Annotated in this window: 1 protein-coding gene; it reads left to right on the top strand. The window is 65.9% G+C overall.

The features are described from left to right. Nucleotides 1-5 precede the first annotated feature (5 nt). A partial coding sequence (gene rpoD, locus E2C06_RS36310; protein WP_241671633.1) for an RNA polymerase sigma factor RpoD occupies nucleotides 6-1,765 on the top strand: 1,760 nt, incomplete at its 3' end.

The following is a 1,765-nucleotide window of genomic DNA, read 5'->3' as shown; positions in this document are numbered from 1 at the left end:
GCGTTCTGCTCGACACCATGATGGCCGCGGTCAAGAAGCTGATCACCCGCGGGAAGGAGCGGGGCTATGTCACCTATGACGAGATCAACGCCGCGCTGCCGCAGGACCAGGTTTCCTCCGAACTGATCGAGGACACCCTCGCCAGCCTGAGCGAGAGCGGCATCAACGTCGTCGACAGCGAGGAGAGCGAGGACGGCGAGGCGACGCCGGCCGCCAAGGGTGCCACCGAAGACAAGGACGAGAAGGACGAGGAGGAGGGCGGCGGCAACGTCGACGAGGAGAGCCTCGGCCGCACCGACGACCCGGTCCGGATGTACCTGCGCGAGATGGGCAGCGTCGAGCTGCTGTCGCGCGAGGGCGAGATCGCCATCGCCAAGCGGATCGAGGCGGGGCGGGACATGATGATCGGCGGGCTCTGCGAGAGCCCGCAGACCTTCAAGGCGATCATTGCCTGGCACGAGGCGGTCAAGGAAGGCCGCATGCTGCTGCGCGACGTGATCGACCTGGAGGCGACGAATTCGGCCGATGCGCCGGACGCCCCGCCGCCCGACGCGAACGAGGAATTCGAGGAGGGCGAGGAAGGCGAGGGGCTCGGCCTGTCGCTCTCGGCGCTCGAGGAGAAGCTGAAGCCCGAGGCGCTGCTCGCCTTCGAGGCGATCGAGGGCGCCTATTCGCGGCTGCAGAAGCTGCAGAACAAGCGAATGGAGGCCTATACGGCAGGCGAGGACCTGCAGGGCCGCTCCGAGAAGACCTACGAGAAGACCCGGGCCGAGCTGGTGGCGCTGGTGCAGAAGGTGCACCTGCACAACAACCGGATCGAGGAACTGGTCGAGCAGCTCAAGCATCTCAACCGGAAGCTGACCGCGCTGGAGGGGCAGGTGCTCCGCATGGCCGAGGCCAGCAAGGTGAAGCGGGAGGAGTTCCTGCAGACCTGGCGCGGCAGCGAGCTCGACCCGGCCTGGTTCGAGCGGCTGTCGAAGCAGACCCACAAGTCCTGGAAGAGCTTCATCGCCCGGTCGCGCGACGACGTGGAATCGGTGCGGACGCAGATGGCGACCATCGCCAACGACACCAACCTGCCGATCGCCGAGTTCCGCCGGGTCTATGCGACCGTATCGCGTGGCGAGCGCGACATGACCCAGGCGAAGAAGGAGATGATCGAGGCGAACCTGCGCCTGGTGATCTCGATCGCCAAGAAATACACCAATCGCGGGCTGCAATTCCTCGACCTGATCCAGGAAGGCAACATCGGCCTGATGAAGGCGGTCGACAAGTTCGAGTATCGCCGCGGTTACAAGTTCTCGACCTACGCCACCTGGTGGATCCGCCAGGCGATCACCCGCAGCATCGCCGACCAGGCGCGGACCATCCGCATCCCGGTCCACATGATCGAGACGATCAACAAGCTGGTCCGTACCAGCCGGCAGATGCTGCACGAGATCGGCCGCGAGCCGACGCCGGAGGAACTGGCCGAGAAGCTCGGCATGCCGCTCGAGAAGGTCCGCAAGGTCCTTAAGATCGCCAAGGAGCCGATCAGCCTCGAGACGCCGATCGGCGACGAGGAGGACAGCCACCTCGGCGACTTCATCCAGGATCCGCACGCCATCATCCCGCTCGACGCCGCCATCCAGTCCAACCTGCGGGAGGCGACGACCAGGGTCCTGTCCAGCCTGACCCCGCGCGAGGAGCGGGTGCTGCGCATGCGCTTCGGGATCGGCATGAACACCGACCACACGCTGGAGGAGGTCGGGCAGCAGTTCAACGT

Origin of the sequence: Dankookia rubra (assembly GCF_004355005.1) — a bacterium.
In the GTDB taxonomy this organism is placed as follows: Bacteria; Pseudomonadota; Alphaproteobacteria; order Acetobacterales; family Acetobacteraceae; genus Paracraurococcus; species Paracraurococcus ruber_A.
This window is presented reverse-complemented; position numbering and strand designations above follow the sequence as displayed.